Origin of the sequence: Stenotrophomonas indicatrix, from assembly GCF_050573115.1 — a bacterium.
GTDB classification, from domain to species: Bacteria; Pseudomonadota; Gammaproteobacteria; order Xanthomonadales; family Xanthomonadaceae; genus Stenotrophomonas; species Stenotrophomonas lactitubi_A.
Map to the genome: position 1 here is coordinate 23,292 of NZ_JBNYZT010000001.1, position 19,008 is coordinate 42,299.

Annotated in this window: 16 protein-coding genes; 12 read left to right on the plus strand and 4 right to left on the minus strand. The window is 66.8% G+C overall.

Features of this window, described 5'->3' with window-relative positions:
* The first annotated feature begins 105 nt into the window (after nt 1–105).
* The 10 genes from ACQ5SA_RS00130 to ACQ5SA_RS00175 all read left to right on the plus strand — a co-directional run bounded on the left by ACQ5SA_RS00130 (nt 106) and on the right by ACQ5SA_RS00175 (nt 11,740).
* Entirely contained in the window at nt 106–2,682 is a 2,577-nt protein-coding gene (locus tag ACQ5SA_RS00130) for a TonB-dependent receptor plug domain-containing protein (RefSeq protein WP_353099015.1), read from the plus strand.
* A 52-nt stretch (nt 2,683–2,734) separates the two neighbouring features.
* On the plus strand, nt 2,735–3,316 hold the full coding sequence (gene msuE, locus ACQ5SA_RS00135) for an FMN reductase (RefSeq protein ID WP_499311873.1): 582 nt from the start codon (nt 2,735–2,737) through the stop codon (nt 3,314–3,316).
* A 9-nt stretch (nt 3,317–3,325) separates the two neighbouring features.
* Entirely contained in the window at nt 3,326–4,345 is a 1,020-nt protein-coding gene (locus ACQ5SA_RS00140) for an LLM class flavin-dependent oxidoreductase (protein WP_499311874.1), read from the plus strand.
* Nucleotides 4,346–4,511: 166 nt separating this feature from the next.
* Complete coding sequence (locus ACQ5SA_RS00145; RefSeq protein WP_089240600.1) at nt 4,512–4,874, plus strand: DUF3088 family protein; 363 nt, start codon at nt 4,512–4,514, stop codon at nt 4,872–4,874.
* Between the two features lie 14 nt (nt 4,875–4,888).
* Entirely contained in the window at nt 4,889–5,866 is a 978-nt protein-coding gene (locus tag ACQ5SA_RS00150) for an LLM class flavin-dependent oxidoreductase (RefSeq protein ID WP_251477910.1), read from the plus strand.
* A 16-nt stretch (nt 5,867–5,882) separates the two neighbouring features.
* Nucleotides 5,883–7,226 (plus strand): LLM class flavin-dependent oxidoreductase, encoded by a 1,344-nt coding sequence (locus tag ACQ5SA_RS00155; protein ID WP_447934623.1) that lies wholly within the window; start codon nt 5,883–5,885, stop codon nt 7,224–7,226.
* Between the two features lie 4 nt (nt 7,227–7,230).
* A complete protein-coding gene (locus ACQ5SA_RS00160; RefSeq protein ID WP_499311875.1) occupies nt 7,231–8,451 on the plus strand; it encodes a M20 aminoacylase family protein in 1,221 nt (406 codons plus the stop codon).
* Nucleotides 8,448–9,008: a GNAT family N-acetyltransferase gene (locus ACQ5SA_RS00165; protein ID WP_499311877.1), complete on the plus strand. Its 561-nt coding sequence runs from the start codon at nt 8,448–8,450 to the stop codon at nt 9,006–9,008. The genes ACQ5SA_RS00160 and ACQ5SA_RS00165 overlap by 4 nt, the downstream gene beginning before the upstream one ends.
* Entirely contained in the window at nt 9,005–10,747 is a 1,743-nt protein-coding gene (locus ACQ5SA_RS00170; RefSeq protein ID WP_499311881.1) for an amino acid ABC transporter permease/ATP-binding protein, read from the plus strand. The genes ACQ5SA_RS00165 and ACQ5SA_RS00170 overlap by 4 nt, the downstream gene beginning before the upstream one ends.
* 18 nt (nt 10,748–10,765) lie before the next feature.
* A complete protein-coding gene (locus ACQ5SA_RS00175) occupies nt 10,766–11,740 on the plus strand; it encodes an ABC transporter substrate-binding protein (RefSeq protein ID WP_499311883.1) in 975 nt (324 codons plus the stop codon).
* 145 nt (nt 11,741–11,885) lie between these two features.
* Here the strand turns inward: ACQ5SA_RS00175 and ACQ5SA_RS00180 are convergent, their stop codons facing one another.
* The 3 genes from ACQ5SA_RS00180 to ACQ5SA_RS00190 form a co-directional block, all read right to left on the minus strand.
* Nucleotides 11,886–12,257 carry an Imm1 family immunity protein gene (locus ACQ5SA_RS00180; RefSeq protein WP_229979660.1) on the minus strand — a complete coding sequence of 124 codons (372 nt, stop codon included), beginning with the start codon at nt 12,255–12,257 and terminating at the stop codon, nt 11,886–11,888.
* Between the two features lie 22 nt (nt 12,258–12,279).
* On the minus strand, nt 12,280–15,399 hold the full coding sequence (locus ACQ5SA_RS00185; RefSeq protein WP_499311888.1) for a discoidin domain-containing protein: 3,120 nt from the start codon (nt 15,397–15,399) through the stop codon (nt 12,280–12,282).
* A gap of 114 nt (nt 15,400–15,513) precedes the next feature.
* On the minus strand, nt 15,514–16,410 hold the full coding sequence (locus ACQ5SA_RS00190; protein ID WP_499311892.1) for a LysR family transcriptional regulator: 897 nt from the start codon (nt 16,408–16,410) through the stop codon (nt 15,514–15,516).
* Between the two features lie 84 nt (nt 16,411–16,494).
* On the opposite strand from ACQ5SA_RS00190, the gene ACQ5SA_RS00195 reads away from it, so the two are divergent.
* On the plus strand, nt 16,495–17,274 hold the full coding sequence (locus ACQ5SA_RS00195) for an NAD(P)H-dependent oxidoreductase (protein ID WP_499311895.1): 780 nt from the start codon (nt 16,495–16,497) through the stop codon (nt 17,272–17,274).
* 110 nt (nt 17,275–17,384) lie between these two features.
* Nucleotides 17,385–17,885 carry a helix-turn-helix transcriptional regulator gene (locus ACQ5SA_RS00200; RefSeq protein ID WP_108266032.1) on the plus strand — a complete coding sequence of 167 codons (501 nt, stop codon included), beginning with the start codon at nt 17,385–17,387 and terminating at the stop codon, nt 17,883–17,885.
* A gap of 21 nt (nt 17,886–17,906) precedes the next feature.
* On the opposite strand, the gene ACQ5SA_RS00205 is transcribed toward ACQ5SA_RS00200, so the two are convergent.
* Nucleotides 17,907–18,983: an MBL fold metallo-hydrolase gene (locus ACQ5SA_RS00205; RefSeq protein ID WP_499311903.1), complete on the minus strand. Its 1,077-nt coding sequence runs from the start codon at nt 18,981–18,983 to the stop codon at nt 17,907–17,909.
* Between the last annotated feature and the right edge of the window lie 25 nt (nt 18,984–19,008).

Here is a 19,008-nt window from a genome sequence, read left to right on the forward strand (position 1 = left end):
GTGGCTGGCGCGATGTGACGGTCACATGACGCGATATCCGCTGTTGCGCGTTGCGCGTGGGCCCTTGAATGGAGGTGTGTCTCCGGCCCACCCCCACGAGCCCCCATGCCTGCTGCCCACATTCCTGCGCTGTCCACGCTCTCCCTTCTGATTGCGGCCGCCCTGGCCGCTGCCCCGGCGTATGCGGCTGATGCCGATGCGCCGTCGGCGACCACCGCCACTTCTGCGAACCTTGCCGCGTCCACGCTGGATGCGGTGGTGGTGACCGGTTCGCGTACCAGTACGCGCACGGTGAAGAACAGCTCGACACCGATCGACGTGATTTCCGCCGAGGACCTGGCGGCTACCGGCCAGGCCAACCTGCTTGAAGCCCTGCAGCGCAGCCTGCCGTCGCTCAGCCAGATTGGTGGCTATCAAAGCGACCAGGAAAGCCTGATTCGCGGCTACCAGCTGCGTAACCTGTCGCCGGGTTACACGCTGGTGCTGGTGAACGGCAAGCGCCGCAACGCCAGTGCGTACGTCAGTGGCGCCAACGGCGGCGGCTATCCGGGCCACGCCTGGGCCGATCTGGCGCTGATTCCGGTGTCGGCCATCGACCATGTGGAAGTACTGCGTGACGGCGCTTCGGCCATCTACGGTTCGGACGCGATCACCGGGGTGATCAACGTGATCCTGAAATCGCAGGCGCACGGTGGCGATGTGTCGGTGGAGAGCGGGCAGAGCACCGACGGTGACGGCAGCCGCACCAGCGTGCGCGCCAACATCGGTCTGCCCTGGGGCGAGGATGGCTTCATCAACCTGTCCGGCGAGAGCACACGCCAGCACCATGCAATCCGCACGCGACGCTACATCGATGGCTACCTGAGCTATCCGGCGGTGGACGGCAACGGCAACCTGGTGGCGCTGCGGCCGAACAACCGGCTGCCGGCAGGTGCGTCGCCGAACCCGGCCGAGGCCGGACGCGATGCCGAGGCCAACATCATCCTCAGCTCGCCGTCGTATGCGTTGAAGGCCTTCGCGGTGAACGTGGGCCATGGGCTGGGCGAGAACGCGCAGTTCTACGCCAATGCGACCGCCAGTGACCGTACCGCGCAGGCGATCCAGAATTTCCGGCTGCCGGCGACGATATTCACCACCTACCGGGCGCCGGGCGTGCTGACCGTGTTTCCCGACGGCTTCCTGCCGGTGCTGGAAACCAAGGAGAAGCAGTACACCGGCACGGCCGGGGTGAAGGGCCAGGTTGCGGGCTGGGATTACGACGTCAGCCTGACCGGCAACCGCAATACGGTGCGCACCTACACCCGCAATTCGGTGAACTATTCGCTGCCGTACCCCGGCTCGCCCACTGACTTCTACGACGGCAAGCTGGACTACCAGCAGGGCATCGCCAACCTCGACCTGCGTCGCAGCTTCGAGGTGGCGGCCTTCGCATCGCCGCTGGAAGTGAGTGCCGGTGCCGAGTACCAGCACGAGCAGTACGAGCGCGGGGCAGGGCAGTGGGAGTCGTACACCGGCTTCGGTGCAGCCGCGTTCGTGGGCTATTCCACCGCCGATGCGGTGAAGGCCACCCGCAACAGCAAGGCAGTGTACGCAGGTGCGGCGACCAACATCACCTCGCGCTGGTACCTGGATGCGGCCGCGCGCTGGGAAGACCATTCCGACTTCGGCACGGTGTCGACCGGTCGACTGACCACGCGCTTCGACTTCACCGATGCGCTGGGCGTGCGGGCCACGGTCAGCAATGGCTTCCACGCGCCGAGCCTGGGTGCGCAGTTCTACCAGGCCACCGGTAGCTGCCCGTGCGGTACCACGCTGGTGGCGCAGGTCGCTTCGCCGGCAGCGGTGGCGCTGGGCGCTACGCCGCTGAAGCCGGAGAAGGCCACCAACTACAGCCTCGGCGTGACCTGGGACCCAAGCCCGGCGTTCCATCTGGCGGTGGATGCGTACCAGATCGACATCCGCGGCCAGCTTGGCCAGTCCAGCCAGATCGGCTACAACGCGCAGGATCCGGCGCGGGTGACCGACAACAGCGGCACCGTACTGACCGCCGCGCAGAAGAACACGATTGATGCGCTGCTGGGTACGGCCGGCATCAGCATCCTGCCCGGTGATGCGTTCTACGCCAGCTATTTCACCAACGTGGGCGACACCCGCACGCGCGGTGTAGAGCTGACCCTGGAAGCGAACCAGGAAACGCAGTGGGGCAAGCTGCGTTGGAGCTACGCGGCCAACGTGGGCCGCACCACCATCCAGAAGGTGAGCGCGATTCCGCAGGCATTGCAGGGGCTGCCGAACATCAACCTGCTTACCAAGTCGAGCGAGTACGCGCTGCGCTTCCGCACGCCGTCGTACACGCAGGTGGCGGGGCTGGGCTGGCAGAACGGGCGCTGGCGCTCGAACGTGGACTTCACCTACTACGGCCCGATCAAGCGCCTGAACAACGGCGTGGAGTACAAGCAGCCGCCGGTGCTGGTGACCAACCTGTCCGGCGGTGTGGAACTGGGTGCGGGCTGGAGCGCGGCACTGGGCATCAACAACCTGTTCGACAAGCGCACCCGCAAGGTGCCCGCATATGCACGCAGCGCTACTGATGTGGCCAGCATCGAGACCACCTGGGACAGCGGTGATGTGCTGAGCAACGTCGGCACGTTCTGGTACGGGCGCGTCAATTACCGGTTCTGAGGTTCATGCAACACGCAGCCGAGCGTGGCTTGGCTCTACATGGGAGCGTTTCATGTCATCTGCATTGAATGTGGTTGCGTTGATTGGTTCGCCGACGACATCGGCCAACTCGCGCACGTTGCTGCTGGTGCGGCATCTGCTGGAAGAGCTGCGCGAGCGGGTCAACATCAGCGTGGAGCTGGTCGAGCTGGCGCCGATCGCGCGCTTGCTGGGGCAGGCGCTGCAGCGTAGTGAAGTGGAGCCGCAGGTGGAGCGCGCGCTGGCCACGATTGAATCGGCGCAGCTTCTGGTAGCGGCCACGCCGGTGTATCGCGGGTCCTATCCGGGCCTGTTCAAGCACCTGATCGACTTCATTGAACTGGACGCGCTGGTGGATACGCCGGTGCTGCTGGCCGCTACCGGTGGCAGTGAGCGCCACGCGTTGGTGATCGACCATCAGCTGCGGCCGCTCTTCAGCTTCCTGCAGGCGCATACGCTGCCGATCGGGGTGTATGCCACGCCGGCCGACTTCGACGGCGACCGCATCAACAGTGCTGCACTGCAGGCGCGCATCCAACTGGCGGCCGAGCGTGCAGCGGGACACGTGGCGCCCTTGGCGGCAACGCTGCCGGCGCCGCTGCGCAGGATCGCCTAGGACGTGGCGATGCAGCTGCGGCACCTGGCGTTCCTCACGCCCGGAAGCTATCTACCGGAACAACCCCGCGCGGGCCTGGACGCGACGCTGGCGTTGATCGCGTTTGCCGAACAGCTGGGCTATGACGGCGCGTGGGTGCGCCACCGTCACCTGGAACCGGGCATCAGCTCGGCAGCGGTGTTCCTGGCGGCGGCCAGCCAGCACACCACGCGCATCGAGCTGGGCAGTGCGGTGATCCAGCTCGGCTACGAAACACCGTTCCGTCTGGCCGAGGATCTGTCGTTGCTGGACGCGCTGGCCGGTGGCCGGCTGCAGGTGGGCGTCAGTACCGGCGCGCCGCCACATGGGGAACTGGTTGGGCCACTGCTGTACGACAGCGACCCTGCGCGCATCGACTTTTCCCATGGTCGGGTGGCGCGGTTGCTGGAAGCGCTGCGGGGTGAGCCGTTGGGTGCCGCCGATGCCGAGGTCGGCAATGCTGCCACGCGCTATCGCCCGCGACTGCAGCCGCATGCGCCGGGGCTGGTGGACCGGGTCTGGTATGGCGCTGGCTCTCTGCAGTCGGCGCGTTTGGCGGGTGAGCAGGGGCTGCATCTGCTGCTGGGCAACGTCAACCGCGCCGAGCTGAGTGATGACTTCTTCGGTGCGCAGCTGCAGCACCTGCAGGCCTATCGCGCGGCATTGCCGTTGGACAGCCCGCACCGCGTGGCGGTGGGGCGGGTGCTGGTGCCCACCGATGGTGTGGATGCGGCCACGCGGCAGAGGATCGAGGCCTTCAGTGCGCAGCGGCATGCGCGCACTCTGGCCCCGCAAGGGCCACGTCGCACCATGTTCGCACCCGACGTGGTCGGCAGCACCGCGCAGATCATCGCGCGGTTGCAGGCCGATCCGCTGCTGCAGCAGGTGGACGAGCTTCGCGTGGAGCTGCCCTATGAGCTGCCCGAGCAGGACTACCGGCGCATCCTCAGCACGGTGATCGAGGACATCGCGCCGGCACTGGGCTGGCGCGCGCCTGCACAGGCGGCCTGACGCCGCGACCGTCCATAACGGCCGGCAGTCTGCTTATTGCCAACCTGCATCTGCATGGCCGGATCCGACCGTGGATTGTCGAGTTCTGGCGCTGGCATCCGGCCTTCCTTCTCTAGCATCGATATCGAAGCGGCAGTGCATTGCCGGCCCCTACGAGGACGATTCCGTGGCTGTAGACGCAACCCACAAACCCATCCTGTTCCTGCTGGACCGCGAGTTCGAGGACGGCCAGTTGCCCGGACAACGCTTCTTCTGCCGGCACAGCCTGCTGCTGGAAGGGGCGCTGTCGAGCATCGACGGCCTGGACGCGCAGCTGGATGTGCGCCGCATCGGCTTCAGCCGGCCCCGCCGCGAGGTGATCGCCGAGATCGGCGAGCAGGACCAGTCGCTGCCGAAGCTGGTGCTGCCGCAGGGCGTGGTCAATGAGCACGCCAGTGGTGAGTACCAGCAGCGCCAATACATCTCCGGTGCCGAGCCGATCCTGGCGGCACTGAACGGCCTGCTGGGCATTCCCGTGGCCCATCCCTGAGCGAGGACGTGACGATGAGCTACCTCACCAGCGTGTTGGACAAGAGCCCGGTGGCCGACGGCAGCACGCCGGAACAGGCGTTGCGCAACAGCCTGCAACTGGCGCAGCGTGCCGAGCAGCTGGGCTATCACCGCTACTGGTTTGCCGAGCACCACGCAGCGCCAACGCTGGCCAGCCCCGCACCGGAAGTGCTGGCGGCGTGGGTGCTGGCGCAGACCCGGCGCATCCGCATCGGCAGTGGCGGGGTGATGCTGCGCCACTACGCGCCGTACAAGGTGGCCGAGAACTTCAATCTGCTGGCCGCATTGGCGCCGGGGCGCGTGGATCTGGGCGTGGGCAAGGCACCGGGCGGTCTGCCGGCATCGACTGCCGCACTGGCCGCCGGTCGCCCGGCATTCGCCGATTTCGACCAGCAGCTGCGCGACCTGGAAGGGTATCTGTCCGATGCGCAGGCTGATGCGCAGGCGCGGCCGATTCCGCAGACGGCGCCGGAGCGCTTCCTGCTGGGTGCAAGCCCGCAGAGCGCGCGGCAGGCGGCCGAACTTGGCTGGCGCTTCGTGTATGCCGCGCACTTCGACGGTGACCCGAAGCACATTGAAGCCGCCTTCGAGGCGTATCGCGCGGTGTCCACGCACGCGCCGCTGCTGGCAACCGTGGCCTTCGCCGCGCCCACCAGCGAGGCCGCTGCGCGCCATATCGGCGCGTTGCGGGTCTACAAGCTGCACCTGGGCCCCGGACAGACGGTGAACCTGCCCAGCCCCGAGGCCGCTGCCGAGTACGCACGGCAGGTGGGTGTGACTGATTTCCGCGTCGAAGAAACACGCCCCAGCGTGCTCTCTGGCGACGCGCAGCACGTACGCAGCGAGCTGGATGCGCTGCACCGACGCTTCGGCGTGGGTGAATTCATCCTCGACGCGCCGGTGGCCGACCTCGACGCACGCCTGACGTCCCTTGAACTGCTGTCGCCCGCTCCCCGCGCGGCGGTGGCCTGACTGCTGGAGCGACCCCATGAGCACGACCCCGCGTCCCATCCCGTTCGGCATCATGCTGCAGGGCCCCGGCAGCCACATGCATGCCTGGAAGCATCCGTCCAATGCGCCCGATGCCAGCGTCAACCTGGGCTATTACATCGACATCGCGCGTACCGCCGAGGACAACGGCATCGCCTTCGGCTTCGTTGCTGACGGCCTGTACATCAACGAGAAGTCGATCCCGCATTTCCTCAACCGCTTCGAGCCGATCTCGCTGTTGTCGGCACTGGCGACGGCAACGAAGAAGATCGGCCTGGCCGGCACGCTCTCCACCTCGTACAGCGATCCGTTCACCGTGGCCCGCCAGTTCGCTTCGCTGGACCTGCTTAGCGGTGGCCGCGCCGGCTGGAACGTGGTGACCTCGCCGCTGGAAGGTTCGGGCCGCAACTATGGCCGCCCTCACCCGGAACACGCGCTGCGCTACCAGATTGCCGATGAGTACCTTGAGGTGGTGCAGGGCCTGTGGGATTCGTGGGATGACGATGCATTCGTTCGCGACCGCGACAGCGGCACGTTCTTCGCACCGGAGAAGTTCCGTCGCCTCGATCACAAGGGCCGCTTCTTCCAGGTGGAAGGTCCGCTCAACATCCAGCGCTCGCCGCAGGGGCAGCCGGTGATCTTCCAGGCCGGTTCGTCCGACGATGGCATTGCGCTGGCCGGCAAGTACGCCGATGCGGTGTTCACCCACGCGCCATCGCTGGAGGAGACCCGTGCGTTCACCCAGAAGGTGAAGAACTCCGCGATCGCCCATGGCCGCAGCGCCGGGGACGTCAAGATCTTCCCGGGCATCGGCCCGATCGTTGGCCGTACGGCGGAAGAAGCCGAGGCCAAGTACCAGGCGATTGCTGCGCTGGCCGGACTGGACGATGCCTTGGCGTATCTCGGCCGCTTCTTCGACCATCACGATTTCAGCCAGTACGACCCGGACGCGCCGTTCCCGGAGCTGGGCGATATCGGTGCCAATTCTTTCCGCTCCACCACCGACCGCATCAAGCAGGACGCGCGCGAGCAGGGCCTGAGCCTGCGCCAGGTGGCACTGCAGGCAGTGAGCCCGCGGCCGAATTTCATTGGAACGCCGGAGCATGTAGCCGACGAGCTGATCCGCTGGTTCGACGCCGGCGCCAGCGATGGCTTCATCCTCGGCTTCGCCGCGCAGCGCGAAGGCCTGGATGATTTCGTGACCCTGGTGCTGCCGTTGTTGGAGGCGCGCGGCTACCACCGCAGCGAGCTGGAAGGACAGACCCTGCGCGACCACCTGGGCCTGCCACGCAAGGCGAGCCGTTATGCGACCGACGCCGAGCCGGCGCGGAAGGTGGGATAAGGCGATGAGCGGAGACACTTCGGTAGCGCCGGGCCATGCCCGGCGGAATTCGCCGGCAACGGGCGTACTGCCCGAGATCGCGGCACGTGCCGACGAGGCCATCGCGATCCGCCATGACCTGCACCAGCACCCGGAACTGGCCTTCGAAGAGCACCGCACCAGCGCCCGCGTGGCGGAACTGCTGCAGCAATGGGGCTATGCGGTCAGCACCGGCATCGGTGGCACCGGCGTGGTCGGTACGCTGCAGCGCGGGCAGGGCAGTCACCGGTTGGGCCTGCGCGCCGACATCGATGCGCTGCCGATCCATGAGGAATCCGGGCTGGCCTATGCCAGCCAGCGCGAAGGCCTGATGCACGCCTGCGGCCACGATGGCCACACCGCCATCCTGCTGTCGGCCGCCCACTACCTGGCGCATCACGGGCGATTCGACGGCACGTTGCAGTTGGTGTTCCAGCCGGCCGAGGAAACGGGGTCGGGTGCTTCGAAGATGATCGCCGATGGCCTGTTCGAGCGCTTCCCGGTCGATGCCATCTATGGCCTGCACAACTGGCCGGGTGTGCCGGTGGGTCACTTCGGCTTCGTCGACGGACCGGCGATGGCCTCGGTGGACTGGGCGCGGCTGCGGGTGATCGGCAAGGGCGGTCACGGCGCCGAGCCGCAGGGCAGCGTCGACCCGATCCTGGCCGCTGCACACATCATCACCGCGCTGCAGAGCGTGGTGTCGCGCAATGTCGATCCGCGGCAGATGGGTGTGGTCACCGTCGGTTCGATCCACGGTGGGCAGGCGGCCAATGTCATCCCCGATGTGGTCGAGCTGAAGCTGACCGTGCGTGCGTACCTGCCGGAGGTGCGCGATACGCTGCGTCGGCGGGTCACCGACATTGCCGAGCAGACCGCCGCCGCGTTTGGTGCGCGCGCCGAGATCGAATTCCCGCGCGGCTTCCCCAGCGTGATCAACCACCCCGAGCAGACGGCCTACATCCGCGAGGTAGCGGTGCAGGGGTTCGGCACCGGGCAGGTGGTGGAGGCCTTCGCACCGCGTACCGCCAGCGAGGACTTCGCCTTCCTGCTGCAGGCGCGGCCGGGCAGTTTCGTGTTCGTCGGCAACGGTGATAGCGCGCCGCTGCACAGCCCGCGCTATGTGTTCAACGATGCAGCCATTGCACCCGCGGCCAGCCTGTGGGCGCGTCTGGCCGAGCACTACCTGGTGGAGGACGTGGCATGAGCGTGCGGTACGACAACGATCGCTTCCTGTACACCGCGGTGGATGACCCGTTGGCGCGGCCGTTGTTCGACGGCCTGGAACAGGAATACGACAACCGCTATGCGGACGTGCGCCGTCGGATTGGTGGCAGCGCCCGCGAAGAACTGCAGCGCTACCCGGCGGCAGCCTTCGCGGCGCCGGTGGGTGCGTTCGTACTGCTGCTGCGCGACGGCGTAGCGATTTCGGGCGGCGCGTTCATGCCGCATCGCGATGACGATACCGCCGAGTTCAAGCGCATCTGGACGCTGCCTGGCCTGCGCCGGCAGGGCATCGCCCGTCGCGTGCTGCAGGAACTGGAAGACCAGGCTGCGCGGCAGGGCTATCGACGCGTGTTCCTGACCACCGGCTTCCGCCAGCCGGAGGCGGTCGGCCTGTACCTCAGCCACGGCTACACCGCGCTGTTCGACCTGGATGCGGACCCGGAAACCATCGCGCATCTGCCGTTCGAAAAACAGCTGGTGCCGCAGCCGCAGGTGGGCGTCGCGCCCGCAATTACCCTGCACGGAGCGGTGGCATGAGTACGCCGTCCACCGCTATCGAGGGCATTCCCCGCCAGCCGGCCACAGCGCTGAAGATCGTGCCGGCGCGGCACCCGCTGCAGGTGATCGGTACGGTGCTGGCACTGGCGCTGATCCTGATCGGGCTGCAATCGGTGCTGGGCAACCCGCGCTGGGGCTGGGGCACGTTCGCTGAGTGGTTCTTCGCCCGCCCGGTACTGGAAGGGCTGGGACGAACCTTGCTGCTGACCGCGCTCGGTACGGGCCTCGGCTTCGCGCTGGGCACCTTGCTGGCGCTGGCCCGCGTCTCCGGCTCGCCGTTGCTGTCGGCAGTGTCGTGGGGCTACGTGTGGCTGTTTCGTTCGATTCCGCTGCTGGTGCTGTTGCTGCTGCTGAACAACCTGGGCTACCTGTACAGCACCATCGAACTGGGCGTGCCGTTCACCGGCATCAGCCTGTTCTCGTACCCGACCACGCAGTTGATCGGCGTGTTCACTGCGGCGGTACTCGGCCTCACCTTGAACCAGGCGGCGTTTTCGGCGGAGGTGATCCGTGGCGGCATCCTGTCGGTCGACCACGGCCAGTACGAAGCGGCCGCAGCGCTGGGGCTGCCGCGCGGTCGCCAGGTGCGCCGCATCATCCTGCCACAGGCGATGCGTTCGATCCTGCCGGCGGCGTTCAACGATGTGATCGGGCTGGCCAAGAGCACCTCGGTGGTCTATGTGTTGGCGCTGCCGGAGCTGTTCTACACGGTGCAGGTGATCTACCGCCGCAACCTGGAGGTGGTGCCGCTGCTGATGGTGGCCACGGTCTGGTACTTGGTGATCCTGACGGTGCTGTCGCTGCTGCAACGGCGGGTGGAGCAGCGTTTCGCCCGCGGCCAGCTGCAGCATGAGCGCAACGTGTCGCGGGTACCGTCGACGCCGCCACGTCCCGCAGCGCCGTCCAGCGCACGTGTACCCAGCCGCGCCGCCTTTGCCGTGCCGATCGAGGCGGGCACGGGCGCTGCCGTTTCACTGCAGGGTGTGGGCAAGGCCTTCGGCGAGCAGACGGTGCTGGATGACGTGCACCTGGAACTGAAGGCGGGCAGCGTGACCGTATTGATCGGCCCGTCCGGGGCTGGCAAGTCGACGCTGCTGCGTCTGATCAATCATCTCGAGCGTGCCGACAGTGGCTTCGTCACCGTCGGCGGGCAGCTGATCGGCTATCGCCGTGATGGTGACACCCTGTACGAGTTGCCGGAAGGCGAGATCCGCCGTCGCCGCGCGGAAGTCGGCATGGTGTTCCAGGGCTTCAACCTGTTCCCGCACATGACCGCGCTGGAGAACATCATCGAAGCGCCCATTGCGGTACGCGGCATTTCGCGGGCCCAGGCCGAGCAGCAGGCGCGCACGCTGCTGGAGCGGGTGGGGTTGGCCGACAAGGCCGATGCCTTCCCGCGCCAGCTGTCCGGTGGCCAGCAGCAGCGCGTGGCCATTGCCCGCGCGCTGGCGCTGCAGCCGAAAGTGCTGCTGTTCGACGAGCCGACCTCCGCGCTGGACCCGGAGCTGGTGTCCGAGGTGCTGAGCGTGATCGAGGAGCTGGCCAGTTCCGGCACCACGCTGGTGATCGTCACCCACGAACTGGGCTTCGCCCGCCGTGTGGCCGACCACGTGGCGATGATGGACCAGGGCCGGGTGATCGAGCAGGGCACGCCGGACGCGCTGTTTGAACACCCGCGCCAGCAACGCACCGCCGATTTCCTGGCCAAGACCCTGTAACCCCTTTCGAGAAACCCCATGAGCCCAGCATCGCAGCGACGTCCCGCACGCAGCACCCTGTTGATCGTCGGTGTGCTGGTCATCGGCATCGCCGGCATCGTCTACTCGCGCGTACGCCAGGGCCCCGATGGCGTGCCCGTTGCGGCGACATCACTTGCAGCCAGCAACGCGGCGATACTGAAGGGCACGCCCGATCCGAAGGCGCAGGCGCTGATTCCGGCCGGCTACCGTTTCGTCACCCCGGGGGCCTTCACCATCGCCACCCATCCCGGCCAGCTGCCGTTGGCCGACTACGGTGCCGACAGCAAGGAAGTGGTGGGCGTGGAGCCCGATATCGCACGATTGATCGCCGATGGCCTCGGCCTGAAGCTGGTGGTGGTGCCGGTGGCGTGGGCCGATTGGCCGCTGGGGCTGGAATCGGGCAAGTACGATGCGGTGCTGTCGAACGTGACGGTCACTGAAGAGCGCAAGAAGAAGTTCGATTTCTCCAGTTACCGTTTCGACCTGCTGGGCATCTATACCCGCACCGATGGGCCGATCCAGAAGATCGCCACGCCCGCCGACGTGGCCGGGCTGAAGGTGGTGGTGGGCGCCAGCACCAACCAGGACCAGATCCTGCGCCAATGGGACAAGCAGAACATCGCCGCTGGCCTGAAACCGGTGGAATACCAGTACTTCGATGACGCGGTGATCGGGCGGTTGGCGGTGATCACCGGGCGCGCCGATGTGTCGTTCGAGCCGAATGCCACCGGCGCCTATTCGGCACGCGATGGCAAGGTGCGCCGGGTCGGCCTGTTCCCGGGCGGCTGGCCGGACGCGGCGGCGATCTCGGTGACCACGCGCAAGGGCAGCGGGCTGGCCGATGCGGTGACCCAGGCACTGAACACGCAGATCGGCAGCGGTACCTACGCGAAGGTGCTGGCGCGCTGGAACGTGGCCGAAGAAGCGGTGCCGCAATCGCAGACCAATCCGCCGGGGTTGCCGGGGTTCTAGCGATGCCGCTTGGAAGGCGTCGAGCTTGCTCGACGGAAGGCGTGCCGACCAAGGTCGGCATCTACCGGAGGGCGTGCCAACCAACGGTTGGCACCCACCGGAATGCGAGGCGGGGCATGCCGACCAAGGTCGGCCTCTACCGGGGTCAGCACTGCCAATCGATGTGGTCCGGGCGGGCGCCTTCATTGCCGTGAAAGAAACGGATCGCAGCGAAGCACGCCTCGATGTCGACGCACCATGCCAGTGGATAGCCATCCACCTGGCCGTTGTCGAGCCGGAAATAGGCGTTGCCGGCGCGATGTTCGTTTCCGCAGGAATGGAAGCCGCCGTCGCCCGGCTCGTGCAGGTACATCAGCCACGCGTGCTCCGCATTGCGCAGCATGCACAGCGTTGGCCCATCGGGCACCGATGCCCACAGCTCGAACTGGGGCATGGATGCGGCCAGCGCCAGTGCGCTGGCCAGCTGGTCGTCGGTAGTGGCGGCAACGGGGCCGCCATTGAGTAGAAGTTCGATCACTTCGGTTCCCGCAGGGGCGTCATTACCAGCGTGCTTCTAGCATACGGAACGGGCTATCGAGCAGCACCCCGTCCTTGTCGAAATTCTGTACCGATCGCCCATCGACACGCACGTTCTTCGGCAGGGTGCGGCTCGGCCACCACACACGTACCGGCGTGCCCTTGCGCAGTCCTTTGCCGAGCGAGACCTGCAGCGTTCCATCGCGCTGGCGCGCCTGCATCTGCAGGGTGCCATAGGCAGTGGGCAGGCGGTCCACGGCCAGACCGTCACCGGCCACCCAGGACGGGGGCGTGCCCGGTAGCAGCGACAGCGCATCATCGTCCTCGCGCATCAGCATGCCGAACAGGGTGCGGCCGTATTCGGCGCCGATCCAGGTGTGCGGCATGTCGCCCAGGTAGCGCGGGAAGCGCAGCCGCGAATGCACGACCTCGGCCAGCACCTGCCACTCCAGCGGCCTGCGATCGTGCAGCAGGCCCTGCAGCAGCTCATCGGCCGCTTCAGGCTGGCCGAGATGCACGTAGCTCAGCACGTTGCGGATTTCATACGGCGTGTAGGCATACAGCGCACCGGGCTGGTTACGCTTGCGCACATCGTCCAGGTAACGGGCGAAGGTGGTGCGCAGGGCCTCGGCGGGCAGCACGCTCTGTGCACCGGTCGGGTCCAGTGCGATCGACACACCGGTCGGGTCGCCGTCGCCCAGGTCGGCCGACGACGGAATGAAGTCGATGCCCTTCCATGCCATCGTTGCGCGGATCGAGGCATGCAGGGCGTCATACAACGCCTTGTACTGTTCGCGCGCCCACTTCGCGGTTTCGTGGTCGCCCAGTGATTCGGCCAGCCACGCGCCGTCATGCCAGCCCTTCAGACCCCAGTAGTCGTCCCAGTAGCTGTGGGTAGGTGAGGGGTAGCCCTCGTGGCTGATCGACGGCGCAAGAATGCCGGCGAAGCGCTCCGGTGCGGGCTGGTCGGCCATATAGCCCGGTACCAGGGTGCGTTCGCGCAGTTCCTGCAGGAAGCGCAGCGCGGCCTTCACCTTGGGCAGATAGGCACGCACGCTTTCGGGGCCGCCATCCAGCCGTGCGACGTCGGCCACCAGGGTGACGTACTGGCCTTGGCTGTCGTACTCGATGTCAGAGCCGAAGCCGGTATTGACGCTGCCATCGTCGTTGAGGATGGGCGACACCAGGCCGTTGCCGTGCACGCCATGTTCGCTGTACCAGGCCAGGTAGTCACGCGCGACCTTGGCTTCGCCCATGCGCAGCAGCACGGCCGAGGTGGCCATGCCATCGCGGATGAAGGAGCGGTTGTAGTTGCGTGGGCCGGGCTGCATCGCCGGGCCGGTCTGGTTGATCAGCATGTACGCGGCCTGCGCGCGCAGCATGTCCACCAGCGAAGGATCGGGCAGGCGCAGGCCTACCTGGCCCAGGCGTGCCTGCCAATCGGCGGAGGCGCGGCTGGCCAACGTGTCGAATGCCTTGTCGCCATCGCGCGGCAGCGATGCGAGGTCGAGTTCCGGTGCTTGCGGCAGCACGCCATTGGCATCGGCGGTGGCGATACCGAGCGGGAAGGCCACCACCACCGCATCGCTGGCACCGGGTGCCAGGCGGACGCGATAGCTCAACGCCGCCGCTGCCAGCCCTGCGGCGTCGCGTGCCTGTTGTGCGGCAGGCAGCTGCCCGCTGGCGATGGCCGACGTGATCTCGGTGTCGCCTTCGTTGCCGAAGGGCGCGGTGCCTGCGGCGTCCACCGCAGTGAGTGACTGCAGCAGCGTGCGGCCATTGACGCGCACGGCGTTGCCCTCAACGGCCACTTCGCGGATCGGCGACAGCCCGCCGTTCTGCCACGGCGGGTTCATCTGCATCGGTCGCACCGCAAGGGTCAGCGTGCCTTCGATCGCCGTGCTGCCGGTGTTGCGCAGGCGATGGCGTACGAAGGTGACCGGTTGCCCGTCGCGCTCGATGGCGAAGGCCTCGCTGCGCAGTTCCAGCCCAGGTTGCGGTGACCAGGTGGCCGATGGCATCGGCTTCCAGCCATCGCGAAGGGCGTGCTGCACCGGTTGTTCGGCGGCACCGGCCGCGCGGCCATCGGCACTGCGCCAGATCGGCTGCACCAGCGGTGCGCCTTTGTAGGCCTCGATGTTGCCGTATTCGTCGAAGATCGATTTCTGCCGGCCGGCATGCACACCCACCGCGGTCCAGTAGGTCTGCTGCATGTGCAGCGAGGCGGGGAACAAGGCGCGCTGCGCGCCGCTGGCGGCGATCTGATAGCGCTTCATCGGCGTCATCACCGCCTTCGGGCCGAGCAGGCGGAGGCGCTTGATCTGCGGTGCATCGCCTTCCACGGTCAGCCGCAGTGCCTGCAGGTCGAGCGGTGCGTCGGCCGCCAGCCAGCTCCGCTGCCGGCTGGCCGCCTGCGCATCGCGCGCCAGTTCGTGCCAGCGGCCTTGCGCGTCCTGTGCCTGCAGGCGTGCAGCGCCGTGCACGTTGGCCCAGTCCACCGCCAGCCCGGTGCTCGGCTGCGCACGGGGCAGGGTGATGTCGAGCGTATGCACGCCTGCTTTGCCCGCAGGAATGGCCACCGTGCCGCCGCCCTGCCACAGCGCAGCGGACTGGGCGGCATCCAGACCGGTCACCCGTGCAGTGAGCGCGGTGTCGAGCGGTTCCATTTCGAAGATGGAGACGCCCCAGTCGGAGGTGCGCTGCGGGCTGGCCAGGCGCAGATAGCGGGCCTGGCGCGGTGCGAAGTACAGGGTCTCGATACCGCCCAGCGAGTCGCCCATGACATAGGCCGTCTGCCACTGCTTGCCATCGAGGGAGGTCTGCAGTGAATAGCCCTCGGGATTGGAGACATCCCAGGTGAGGCGGGTACCGGCCAGCATCGCCGGTTTGCCGAGATCGATCTGGAACCAGTGGCCGGGACTGAACGCGCCACCGGTCACCGTCTTCGGATCGTTGTCGATCAAGTGGCTGACCGCCATCGCCGGAACCTGCTGCGATGACGCGCTGGCCTGCCATTGCGCGCGAGGAGGCAGGTTCTGTGCGCTTGCGGCTGCAGCCAGTGCGAGGGTCGGCAGCAGCAGGGCCAGGGCAAGGCGCCGGTTCGGCGGGCAGGGAGCGGTCCAGCGGTCGGCGCACAACGTCATTGCGAAGGCCTCACATCAGCAGGGCCCGGGAACGGGCGCGCCTACGCTAGCAAGGGATGTAACCGGTTACATGACGCGTCGCAATATTTCCCGGACGCGCCTCAGCCCGAGGTTTCATGAATGGGCACAGATCCGTTCGCGCAACCAGCGATGCGCTGGATCGCGATGCACTCGCTCGTGCCAGAGCATCACCATTTCGAACCCCGGCACATCAAGGGGTGCTTCTACGGCCTTCAAGGCCGGGTCTTGTGCGACCAAGCGCGACGGCATCATCGCCACCAGATCCGTGCGCAGCAGCACGCTGCGCAGGAACAGGAAGTGCGGCACCGACAGCACCACGTTGCGACGCGCGCCGGCATGCGCCAACGCACTGTCGGTGCCGCCATGGAAGCCGCCGCCATCAGGTGACACGATCACATGGTCCAGCGCGCAGAACTGCTTCAGCGTCGGTCGCCGCTTGAGTCGGGGATGATCGCGGCGCCCGGCCAGTACGTAGCGCTCCTGGAACAGTGCGCGATGGTGCAGCGAAGGAGGTGCGTCGGAGGTGATGTGGAGCGCGAGATCGATCTCGCCGCGTTCACTCTGCGCCACCATCTGCGCCGGTGCCAGGCTGACCACGGCAATGCGGGTGCCGGGTGCACGCTGGCGCAGGTCGGCCAACGCCGGCAGGACGATGGTGGTTTCGCCAAAGTCCGACGCCATGATCCGCCAGGTCTGCGTGGCCTGGGCGGGATCGAACGCCTGTACCGGCGCGACCGCGCGCTGCAGTGCCGCCAGTGCCTCGGCCAACGGCTCGCGCAGCGCATCGGCCCGCGCGGTGGCACGCATGCCGCGTGGCCCCGGCAGCAGCAGTGGATCGTCGAACAGGTGGCGCAGGCGCGCCAGCTGCACGCTGACGGTGGGCTGGGCCAGATGCAGGCGCTCGGCCGCACGGGTGACGTTCTGCTCCTCCAGCAACGCCTGCAGGGTCACCAGCAGGTTGAGGTCGATGCGACGCAGGGTATTGTCCATGGCAATGCCGGGGATTGCAGGAATTCATTTCAACTATAGCGCGGCGTCGCCTAACGTGGCCGGCATCTCCTCCCTGGTGCCACCATGAACGTTCTGCTTGTCTACGCCCACCCCGAACCCACCTCGCTCAACGGCACGTTGAAGACCTTCACGGTCGAGCGCCTGCAGCGCGCCGGCCACACCGTGCAGGTGTCCGATCTGCATGCCATGCAATGGAAGGCACAGATCGATGCCGATGATCACGTCGGGCGGGACCCTTCGATTCCATTCCACGCGTCACTGGATTCGCGCGAAGCGTTCACTACCGGCCGCCAGAGTGCCGACATCGCCGCCGAGCAGGAAAAACTGCGCTGGGCCGACGCGGTGATTCTGCAGTTTCCGCTGTGGTGGTTCTCGATGCCGGCCATCCTCAAAGGTTGGGTGGACCGCGTGTACGCCTATGGTTTTGCGTACGGCGTAGGCGAACATTCCGATCGGCACTGGGGCGACCGCTATGGCGAGGGCGCGATGTCTGGCAAGCGCGCGATGCTGGTGGTGACCACCGGCGGCTGGGAGTCGCATTACGGTCCGCGCGGTATCAATGGGCCGATCGACGATGTGCTGTTCCCGATCCAGCACGGCATCCTGTTCTATCCCGGCTTTGACGTGCTGCCCGCGCATGTGATCTACCGCAGCAGTCGTATCAATGAGGCGTCATTGCCTGCTGTGCTGGAGGGATTGGGCGCGCGGCTGGATGGGCTGGCGAGCGATCCGGTGATTGCTTACCGGCGGCAGAACGCTGGGGATTATCTGATTCCGTCGCTGGAGCTGCGGCCGGAGTTGGCCGAGGGTGAGGCAGGGTTGCGAGTTCACTTGGAACCGTGAATGGCGCATTCGCCTCTGGAAACGCGACGGAGATTCTGTAGGTTCGGCAGTCCAGCGGCACGCGTTGTAGCCGCCCTCAGTGAACTCAGGGAGACGCAGGTCCATTGAAGATGGAATTCAACTTCACCCTCAGATACCACTTGCCTGATACCTCGATTGATCAAGGTGCCCTCGAGCGGCGCCTGCTCGATGCTGGATGTGGAGATGCATTGCTGGGCGTAGGGAGCGCGGCAAGGCTGGCGCTGGAATTCTGTCGTGAAGCGAGCAGTGCCGCCGAGGCGATTCACTCCGCGCTGGCAGATGTGCGACGGGCCGTACCCGGTGCAGAGCTGATCGAAGTCAGTCCCGATCTGGTGGGTCTGACGGATGTTGCTGATCTGCTGGGCATGTCACGGCACAACATGCGCAAGTTGCTGCTCGCGCACCCGCAGACATTTCCGGCACCGGTGCACGAAGGCAGCGCGTCGATCTGGCACCTGGCCGATATTCTTTCGTGGATGCAGGCGCGCGGCAGCCAGAAGGTCAGCAGCGAGCTGGCGGAGCTCGCTGCTGCGGCGCTTCAGATCAATGTGGCGAAGGAGCAGGAACGGCTGGTTAGCCATCCCGGCTGAGGGTCGCTGCGCGACGGGCCGTTACAGTTCCACCCGCTCCCACCAGCGCGTTCCAGCGGTCGGTGCCTGCATGTCCAGTGCCTCGCCCATCATCGGCGTGGCCACCGGCACGTTCTTTGCCGCAGCCAATGCGCTGATGCGTTCGAACGGCTGCTGCCATTCGTGCAGGGCCAGGTCGAAGGTGCCGTTGTGGATCGGCAGCAGCCACTTGCCGCGCAGGTCCAGGTGCGCCTGCAGGGTCTGTTCGGGCTGCATGTGCACGAACGCCCAGCGCTGATCGTAGGCGCCGGTTTCGATCATCGTCAGGTCGAACGGACCGTACTTATCGCCGATGGCCTTGAAGCCATCGAAGTAGCCGGTGTCGCCGCTGAAGAAGATGCGGAAGTCGCCGTCCTGGATGACCCACGAGGCCCACAGGCTGCGATCGCTGTCACCCAGGCCGCGGCCGGAGAAATGCTGGCCCGGCGTGGCGGTCAGGCGCAGGCCCGAAGCTTCGGTGGACTGCCACCAGTCCAGTTGTTCGACCTTGGCCGCATCCACGCCCCAGGCAATCAGCTGGTCGCCCACACCCAGCGGCGCGATGAAGCGCGCGGTCTTGCCGGCCAGCTTCATCACGGCCGCGTGGTCGAGGTGGTCGTAGTGATTGTGCGAGAGGATGACGCCGGCAATCGGCGGCAGTTCGTCGATGCTGATCGGCGGTGCATGGAAGCGCGCCGGGCCCATCCATTGCACCGGCGATGCACGTTCGGAGAACACCGGATCGGTCAGCCAGTATTGTCCGCGCAGCTTGAGCAGGATGGTCGAATGGCCGAGCCGGAACAGGCTGCGGTCAGGCGCTGCGTCCAGCGTGGCGCGGTCCAGCGTCTGCACCGGAATGGGGTGATTGGGCACGGTGCCCTTGGGCTTGTTGAACAGGAAGGTCCACCAGATCTCCAGGCCATCGCGCAGGCCCATCGCCGGCTTCGGCAGGGCATTGCGGAACTTGCCTTCGCGGTACTGCGGCGAATCGGGGAAGTCGGGGAGGGACCAGGATTTGCAGAAGGTATAGGCGGTCACGGCGAGGATTCCGAGCAGGAGGACAAGGAGCAGGCGCTTCATGGGTGACGTCCGCAGGGTACACTGC